We start from the raw sequence: 8466 nt of genomic DNA, 5'->3' as shown, positions 1-8466 counted from the left end.
CGGCTGAGGTGTTGGCGAATGTGCCTGATGACGAGGTGGAGAAGATCACCGAAACCAATGCTCGCACGATGCTGCGGTTTCCCAGGGTGAGCTGACCATCGGCACAGTCCCGGAGGCGAACGGTCCGGTGGTCGGCCGCCTCCGTGGTCCCCGGCCGCGACGAAGCGGTGTGCGAGTGAGCCACTCGAGGCGCGACACTATCTGGTCTGAATCCTGATGCGATTTTCCGGGAGCCGTCGACGATGGCGGATTATCTGGATGCTCGGATGATTTCGGATCCGTTCTGTCTTTATGATTGCGATATTCCGTGTGATGGGGCGACGGCGGTGATCGTCTCGCGTAGGGAGGCGACCGCGCAGACGCTGACAAGCGGGGCGGGGCTGCAGAGTCCCGCCCCCGTAACTCAGTCTCCGGCGGAATCGCGTGCTCGGATTTTGGCTCAGAGAGTCTCGATGACGATTGCCGAACCCATTCCACCCCCGGCGCACAGTGCCGCGACTCCGATACCGCCACCATGGCGGCGAAGATCGCCCAGCAGCGTCGTGATCATGCGCGCCCCCGTGGCGGCGACCGGGTGCCCGAGACTGCAGCCACTTCCGCTGATGTTGACCAGCTCGGGATCTATCCCGAGGTTGCGGCACGCCGCGATCGGTACCGACGCGAAGGCCTCGTTGATCTCGAACAATCGAACGTCGTCGATCCGGATTCCCGCGCGCTGCAATGCCTTCGGAATCGCCTCACCCGGAGCCAGCCCTGTCTTCACGGGGTCGACGCCGACCGAGGCCCAGGCACGGACCACGCCTATCGGTGACAACCCGTGCTGGGTTGCAAAGGCGTCGGAAGTAAGGACAAGGGCGGCCGCGCCGTCGTTGAGCCCGGAGGAATTTCCCGCGGTGATGCTGAAGCCCTCGATCTCGGGATGCAGCGGCTTGAGCGCTGCGAGCCGCTCGGCCGAGGTGTTGCGCCGAGGGTGTTCGTCGGTGTCGAACAAGAGCTCCTGTCCGTCCGGGGCAGTCACCTTCAGCGGGACGATCTCGTCGGTGAAGCGGCCCTCGTCGATTGCGGTGATCGCGTTCGCGTGCGAGCGCAGCGCCCACGCGTCCATCTCCTCGCGTGAGATCCCGGCCAGCCTGGCGGTATTCCATCCGACAGTGATGGACATGTCGTCAGCGGGAGCGTCGGGTGTCGCCGGATGCGACGGGGGCATCCACTTGCTTGCTTGCTCGCTGTTTTCCGGCGCGCGCACCGACATCCAGGGTGCGGTCGACAGTGACTCGGCGCCGCCCGCGATGACGGCCTGGTCCATGCCGGCGCGGATCCCAGCGGCAGCGGTCTGCACGGCAGACAGGCTCGATGCGCACTGACGCTGGTGGCCGAGCCCGGGCACGGACATCAAGCCGGCGCTGATCGCGGCGTGTCGCCCGATATTGCCGCCGCCCTGCATTACCTCGCCCCAAACGACATCGTCGAAAAGGTTGGGATCGAGTGTCGATCGCCGTACCGAGTCTTCGATGACTGCTGCGGCCAGATCGTAAGCGGAGGTACGGGCGAGACTCCCTTTGAACGAGGTCCCGATGGCGGTTCGAGATGCGGCCACGATGACTGCTTCTGGCACGATGATCTCCCTCTTCTGTGACGGGTGGGCGTGCTGTGCGTGGGCCCACGCGCCGGCTTGAAACGGTAATTAAGGTATATAAGTTAGCTTAATGTACAGGCACGCCCGATGGAAGGTGGCTGGAGTGGGTGGGCCCGCCACGTCCTCGATGTGAGGCCGGAAGTAGCCGGAGTGGGTTGCGTTATTAGGTGATTTGTTGCACTATTTTAACTGATCCGAGGTGTGCGGATCCTCGTCGAAGCCGCAGGTCACCGAGTGGCCGCAGTGGAAGGGTAGATCGTGGGAAAGCTCGATGGACGAGTGGTCTTCATTACCGGCGTGGCGCGTGGTCAGGGCCGGTCGCATGCGGTGCGCTTCGCTGAGGAGGGCGCAGATATCGTCGGTATCGATATCTGTGAGGACCTCGATATCCTCCCCTACTCTCTGAGTAGTGCGGCCGATCTGGACGAGACGGCCGCGCTGGTTGAGAAGACCGGTCGGTCGGCCCTGCTGCAGCGCGCCGACGTGCGCGACAAGGCTGCGCTGCAAGCTGCCTTTGATGCCGGCGTTGAGCGTTTCGGGCACATCGACACGGTGATCGCGAACGCCGGGGTGATCATGTCGAATACCAAGGAGCGCGATGCTTCGGAGGCGTTCGGAATTGGTATCGACATCATGCTGACCGGGGTATGGAACACCATCCAGGTGGCGCTGCCGCATCTGATCGAACGCGGCAAGGCGGGTCACCACGGCAACATCATCGCGACCAGTTCGATGGCGGCGTTGTTGAACATGACCGACGGTTCCGGTGGTAACGACGCCTACAATTCGGCGAAACTGGCGGTGATCGGATTGGTGAAGTCGTATGCGAATTACCTTGCGCAGTATCATGTTCGGGTAAACGGCGTTGCGCCGACGAACTGTGCGACTCCGATGGTCACCGAGAATCCCGAGCTGTTCAACGTGCTGAACGCGAATCCGCATCTGGCCACGGCGATGCAGACATTGTTGCCAGAAGCTCCGATGATCGAGGCTCGCGACGTCACCGAGGCCATGCTGTTCCTGTTGTCTGATTCGGGCCGCTATTTCACCGGCAGCGTGCTCAATGTCGACGCCGGCATGGCCATCCGCAAGTAGGGCACATCAGTGGTCAGATTGTGAGGGTGACCGGCGAGTACCTTGCTCTGATGTCCGGATGGACACCAGCGACCAAGGCTTTCGACGGCGAAAAATATTGGGATGCGACGACGCGCGCCCAAGCGGCGGCGGAGTTTTTTTCTTACCCGGGTGCCCGGCGTTCGAGCCGGCTAGTGAGAAGAGGAACGGATACATGGCATACAAAACAGGTGCACGCTTATACAGCCAAGTTGACACGACCGAGGTCGTTCTCGTGAGGCCGCCGGCCGACAGTGCAATCATCGCATGTGGCGGTCACCCGATGACCGATACCAAGGTTCCGTCCGATGAGCTGCGGGCTGCCGTCGAGGAGCCGGGATCGGGACTACTGATCGGAAAGCGCTACACCGTCGAGGACAGCCCGGCTGAGCTGCTTGTCACCAAACCCGGTTCGTACGGCATCACCATCGATGGGCGCGCTGTGGCCGTGAAAGAGGCCAAGCCGCTACCTGCGAGCGACTGAACGTACGACCGCGCTGTGGCGATCAGACAGCGCTGCAGCAAAGTGGCAGGTAGTGGAACTTCAGTGACTGTCGACGGACGATCGTTCTGTTAACCGGATGGTCTGTGGGATTGGTCCGCAAGGGTGAGAACATCGCGCGGGTAGAGCTGGAAACGATACTCGCCGAACACCCGGCCATCGCCGTCGTCGCCGTTACCGGACTATCGGACCAGGAACGGGGTGAACGCGTATGTGCGGTGATCGCGCTGCGGCGCCGTGTCACGGAACCGGACCTGGACGGGATCTCCACGCGACCTCGAAGGCCGAACTCCGTAGGCGGTTGGCGCAGCTTGTCCCGGCACCTGGCCCACGGACGATGAGATCAAGACCTTTGTGCGCAGTAGGCTCCGGAGTTCGCGAACTCCCGACACTGTGGTCTTCCGAGACGAACTGCCCTACACCCCGACCGGAAAGCTGCTGCGCCGCGATCTGATCGCCGAGCTGCTGGCCGAGGCCAGCGAGCCGCGCCCGGCGGTGTAGTAGCTCACAACACGATCCATCTCGCTGGTCCGACCAAGGAGGCACAGTGTCACGTGAAGTGGTACCGCCCACATCAGGAACACGTCGCTCCAAGGGCAATGGAGGCGTTCAGCGGGTCCGTGTTCCCAAGACCGCGGAATTGGTCGCGGCGGAGCTCAGACGATTGATCATTCGCGGTACCCTCTCCGCCGGCGAGGCATTGCCGCCGGAATCGGAATTGATCGAACAGTTCGGCGTTTCGCGGCCGACTCTGCGTGAAGCCTTTCGCGTACTGGAATCCGAGAGCCTCATCGTCATCCGTCGAGGAGCCAACGGTGGGGCGCGAGTGCAGCCGCCGCGACGTGAAGTCGCGGCGCGGTATGCCGGCTTCATCCTCGAATATCAAGGCGCCACCGTGAGAGACGTCTACGAAGCTCGGACGTTTCTCGAAGTGCCCAGCGTGGGGCGGCTGGCCCGCTGCCGGACCGATGCGGATCTTGCCTTGCTCAACGATGCCCTCGACCGCGATGATCGTGACTGCGATCCCCAAGAGGCAATTCGTGTGCACAGTGAATTCCATCAACTGGTCGTTCAGCTAGCGGGCAACGCGACCCTGGCGGTGCTGTCGGATATGGTGCACCACATCATCGAAGTCGCCAACGAGTCACTGCAACCTGCCGTCGGTCCTCGGGCAGAGCAGGCCCGGCGCACGACCGGACGGACTCATCGCAAGCTGGTCGAACACATTCGTGACCGCGATCCCGACGCCGCTGAGGAGCTATGGCGTCGGCATCTCGGCGAAGCCGAAGGATACGTTCTCGGTGGCGACCCGGGGTCGACTGTGCTCGATCTACTGGGCGGACGCTCCGATCGTAGGCGTTCTCACGTGTTGCGTCGGGCCGTGCCTCGGTAGCCAAAAAACTGCTCGAAGTTGTCGTCGTTGATCGGCTGCCGACGATTGCGTTGGGTCGCTTGCTCTAGTTCGTCGAGCCGGTGGCGCGCAGCGATCAACTCCTCGCTGTGGTCGGCAGTGCGTTCGAGCTGTGCGATGGTCTCGCGTAGGCGCATGCTTTCCTCGCTCAGCCGGGCGAGTGCCTCGCCGTAGGTCAGCAGATCGTGATCGTCCTCATCTTCGCGCGATTGCGGCTGCTTCGGTGCGTGCGGACTATCCATCGTGCTCCTTGGTAAGTAGATTAATAAGGCACATTATTAGCTTTGTTGATCGACAGTGTCACCCTACCTTATCGGCAGGCGATGTGACGATAGGGTTACATATCTGACGTGCCGATGACGTGCGGAATTGGCAACTACCCCAGAGCTGGTTGGCGATTTCGTCAAGCGAGGTAGGTCGGATGCCACAGTTGCACTGCTATTACCTGCGCAACGGCGATAGCTCGAAACCCGTTCCCAGGAAGAACGTGGGCTACTAGGGAAGTGCTGACCATGCCCCCGCTGACGGCTGATGTGGCCGTGCTGGATTGGTGAGAATCACTCTGCCGCGAAAAGTGTCGGCTGATGCGTAGCCGGCGGCAAAAGGTCGGCATGCCCCACCGCGAGCATCAGCCCGCGGCGAGCCATGCCGAGCAACGCCGATCTCGGTCCGCTACACGCCGTTCGTGTTGGCGACTGATTCCGTTGGGTCAGTCGCGGCCGAGGATTGTGACTGCGGAGACGGCGGTGGGGCCGCCGATATTGTGTGCCAGGCCGATTCGTGCTCCATCGACTTGGTTGGTGGCGGTGCCGCGTAACTGTTCGAACAGTTCGTAGCATTGTGCCACTCCGGTGGCCCCCGGTGGGTGTCCTTTGGCCTTCAGGCCGCCGCTCGGGTTGACCGGCAGCGGCCCGCCGATGGTGGTGGCGCCGGCTTCGACGAGTTTGTGTGCCTGGAATCGTTCGGCGAAGCCGAGGTCCTCGTAGCTGATCAGTTCGACACCGGTGAAGCAGTCGTGCACTTCGGCGACGTCGATATCGCGTGCGGTGATACCGGCCATGGTGTACGCGGCTTTGGCGGCGCGCACGGTGGCGGGGAATGTTGTCATATCCCGTTTGTGCTGGTGCATCACGCGGTCGAGGCCGAGTCCGACGCCGCGGACCCACACGGGGCGGTTGGTGTAGCGGTCGACGACGTCTTCGGCGGCCAGCACCAGCGCGGCGGCGCCGTCGCTCTGCGGGGTGCAGTCGTAGAGTCCGAACGGCTCGACCACGATCGGCGCCGCCAGCACCTGTTCGATTGTGATCTCCTGGTGCAGTTGGGCTTTCGGATTGGTCAGGGCGTGGCGATGGTTTTTCACGGCGACCATGGCCATATGTTCGCGCGTGGCCGGCGACTCGTGCAGGTAGCGTGTCACGTGCAGGGCGAAGTTCGCCGGGGCGATCAGCCCGAGCGGGTAGTCCCACGCCATGTCGCGGGTCATTCCCGCCCATTCCCAGAAGGTGTCCTTGCTGGCTGATTCGCGCACCTTGTCCGCGCCCACCACCAGCACGACGTCGAAGGCGCCCGAGGCGATCCCGAACACTGCGTTGCGGACCGCGTCATTTCCTGTGGCGCAGGCGTTTTCGACACGAGTCACGGGAATGTCGGTCAGTCCGCAGCTGTCGGCGAGGATGCCGCTGGGGAATCCGTCGGTGGTGGACAGCTCGCCGAACCAGGCTGCCTGGATATCGGATTTCGCGATGCCCTTGTCCACACTCGCCATGGCCTCGGCGAAGGCCATGGGGACCAGATCCTTGATGCCCAAGCCGAAGTGTTCGCCGAACGGCGTCATACCGGCGCCGACGACCGCGACCTTCCTCATGCGACCTGCTCCTGTTCTTCGTAGGCGGAATCGGCCAGGAACGCGTATCCGTAGTCGGGGACCCCGGACCTGACCGCGACGCGCCGCAGCACCACGCGACCCCGGTCGCCGATCGCGACCGATCCGGGTTCGGTTCCGGTCGTTTTGACCAGCGCTCGCACACCCACATCGTCCAATTCCACGATGACCAGAGAATAGGGGCCGCGCAGCCCGGGCACGGGGACGCGTACGGTGACGCCGGTGTAGACCACGCCGGTGCGCGGCAACGCGACGAGTTCGCCGTTGTTCAGCAGCTGACCTCGGTCGTCCACGATCAATCGGGGTGGAAAATGTAGTTCGCCGGTGCTGGGATCTTTGGAGGCTTGCCAGCCGAGTTTGGCCTCGAAGGCCCGGTCGTAGGCCGCCAGCGAAATCGGAATGTCGTGGCCGGGCGTCAAGACCGTCTTGGGTAGCTGCCGCGCTCGTGGCTCGATGCGGTGGACCGGGGCGGTCCCCGAATCGACCGCCAGCCCTGTCACCGATGCCTGCTCGACACCGATCAGCGTGCCGTGCGAAGCCGTGTCGACCATCCACGCCAAGGCGAACAGCGCCGCACTGGCGCCCATGGTTGGCAGCCGGGGTGGCGTGCCATTGCACAACGCCGTCGCGCTCCGATGGTCGATGCCTGCGACGGCCAGAGGCGTCTCCGTCGTCGCGGCGCGTATTGATTTCGAGACTCCGCGTTCTCGTAGTAATCGGGGATCACCGTAGTCGTGTACCTCGCCAAGGGCGTCCCGGGTGCGGACGGGAAGGCTGCCGGCATGCCGGGCTGTCGGACGAACGGCGAGTCCGTTCTCGCTGATCAGCGCGGCCGACGCCCCGGCCGGCGCGATATCGGCGGCAATGACGAGGGTTTGCGGCCGGGCGCCGGAAACCGCATCCAGCGCCGCCGGAGCTCCGCCGAGACGTTCGGTGACCTCGAGAGCCGGGTCGAGCCCGAGACCAGCCAGAAGTGCAGCCGCATTCCCGCCTTCGAATAGCGGAAAATCCCTGGTCACAAGGACGACCCGTGATACCGGAGCATCGACCGATAGTGCCGCACGGCCAGCCTCGACTGCCATTGTGACCGCATCCTCGTCGTGTGCAACGACTCGCGCGTGTTCCGATCCCCAAGGGGGGAGATACGTACCTAGTGAACCGATGAAACTCATACAGGCTCCTCCGTCTACTATACCCAAGAGGTAATTTAGCTAACTATTTAATCTATATCAAGAACGTTGGATCGGAGGGTGCTGCCCGTGTGGTTGGCATCACAACGGCGAGCGCGCCTCGAAATGGCATAATCAATTAGATATTTAGCTCACCACCGAGATGTGCGGTCGGTCGGAATCGACAGGGAGGTGTTTGCTGTGGCGAATCGGTCTCGGGCTCTCGAGCAATTGGCGGAGAGTGCCGGTTCGGTGCCAGGGCCCTCGGATCCGGTGGGGCAATGTCGAGTGGCGTTGCTGCTCGGAGACGTTGCGTTCGAGTTTCGTGCCCCCCTCCGCCGGGGGCTCAATTTCGCGGAGGCGATGCGGCGCTGGTCGTCCCGGTATCGGGTGTTACTCGACCGTGAAGTGCGTCCCGACCTCCCGCTGCTGCCGTGCGGCAGGCTGTGGGACTAGTCAATAGATCGTGGTGCGCGGCTCCGCCGGGGCGCGTCAGAGCGGAATTTTTCAAGCTGAATGAGACCAGTGGGTGTTTTATGCGGCTTCTGTCGCGGCTTTCTCCTGGGCGGTGGGGGTGTTGGTGGGCTGGTTGATCCAGACCGTGTCGGGCAGGTTGAGGATTTTCGTGTCGGCAGCACGTGAAAAATGACCACCGCGCGGCAACTCAAAACGGACCACCTGGTCGGTGACCCTGGCTGTATCCGAGCCAGGGAGGACCGAAGGGATGCTTGCTGTGGAGGATTGGGCTGAGAT

At 63.1% G+C, this 8466-nt stretch carries 9 protein-coding genes and 1 pseudogene; 5 read left to right on the top strand and 5 right to left on the bottom strand.

What is annotated here, in order from left to right; all coding sequences use genetic code 11:
• Positions 1 to 194 precede the first annotated feature (194 nt).
• Positions 195 to 350, top strand: a pseudogene (locus tag C5E41_RS35635) (thiolase family protein); the annotation flags it as partial.
• Between the two features lie 89 nt (positions 351 to 439).
• Here the strand turns inward: C5E41_RS35635 and C5E41_RS32530 are convergent.
• Entirely contained in the window at positions 440 to 1615 is a 1176-nt protein-coding gene (locus tag C5E41_RS32530; RefSeq protein ID WP_104379501.1) for a thiolase family protein, read from the bottom strand.
• A 279-nt stretch (positions 1616 to 1894) separates the two neighbouring features.
• Between C5E41_RS32530 and C5E41_RS32525 the strand changes: the two genes are divergently transcribed.
• The 4 genes from C5E41_RS32525 to C5E41_RS32505 all read left to right on the top strand — a co-directional run bounded on the left by C5E41_RS32525 (position 1895) and on the right by C5E41_RS32505 (position 4644).
• Positions 1895 to 2731, top strand: coding sequence for a mycofactocin-coupled SDR family oxidoreductase (locus C5E41_RS32525; RefSeq protein ID WP_104379500.1), 837 nt, complete (start codon positions 1895 to 1897; stop codon positions 2729 to 2731).
• A 301-nt stretch (positions 2732 to 3032) separates the two neighbouring features.
• Positions 3033 to 3233 carry a hypothetical protein gene (locus C5E41_RS32520; RefSeq protein WP_219823310.1) on the top strand — a complete coding sequence of 67 codons (201 nt, stop codon included), beginning with the start codon at positions 3033 to 3035 and terminating at the stop codon, positions 3231 to 3233.
• 104 nt (positions 3234 to 3337) lie between these two features.
• Positions 3338 to 3592 carry an AMP-binding enzyme gene (locus C5E41_RS32515; protein WP_258081412.1) on the top strand — a complete coding sequence of 85 codons (255 nt, stop codon included), beginning with the start codon at positions 3338 to 3340 and terminating at the stop codon, positions 3590 to 3592.
• A 299-nt stretch (positions 3593 to 3891) separates the two neighbouring features.
• Positions 3892 to 4644, top strand: coding sequence for a FadR/GntR family transcriptional regulator (locus C5E41_RS32505; protein WP_258081411.1), 753 nt, complete (start codon positions 3892 to 3894; stop codon positions 4642 to 4644).
• Here the strand turns inward: C5E41_RS32505 and C5E41_RS32500 are convergent.
• The 4 genes from C5E41_RS32500 to C5E41_RS34670 all read right to left on the bottom strand — a co-directional run.
• Positions 4614 to 4904 (bottom strand): acyl-CoA synthase, encoded by a 291-nt coding sequence (locus C5E41_RS32500; protein WP_104379496.1) that lies wholly within the window; start codon positions 4902 to 4904, stop codon positions 4614 to 4616. The two genes, C5E41_RS32505 and C5E41_RS32500, sit on opposite strands and share 31 nt — an antisense overlap.
• Before the next feature lie 467 nt (positions 4905 to 5371).
• Positions 5372 to 6526 (bottom strand): thiolase C-terminal domain-containing protein, encoded by a 1155-nt coding sequence (locus C5E41_RS32495; RefSeq protein WP_104379495.1) that lies wholly within the window; start codon positions 6524 to 6526, stop codon positions 5372 to 5374.
• Positions 6523 to 7716 (bottom strand): OB-fold domain-containing protein, encoded by a 1194-nt coding sequence (locus C5E41_RS32490; protein ID WP_104379494.1) that lies wholly within the window; start codon positions 7714 to 7716, stop codon positions 6523 to 6525. Before C5E41_RS32490 ends, C5E41_RS32495 begins: the two co-directional genes overlap by 4 nt.
• A 531-nt stretch (positions 7717 to 8247) precedes the next feature.
• Positions 8248 to 8466 (bottom strand): hypothetical protein (locus tag C5E41_RS34670; protein WP_219823309.1); only part of this gene is annotated, 219 nt, incomplete at its 5' end.

It is taken from the genome of Nocardia nova, assembly GCF_002933465.1.
Taxonomy (GTDB): Bacteria; Actinomycetota; Actinomycetes; order Mycobacteriales; family Mycobacteriaceae; genus Nocardia; species Nocardia nova_B.
This window is presented reverse-complemented; position numbering and strand designations above follow the sequence as displayed.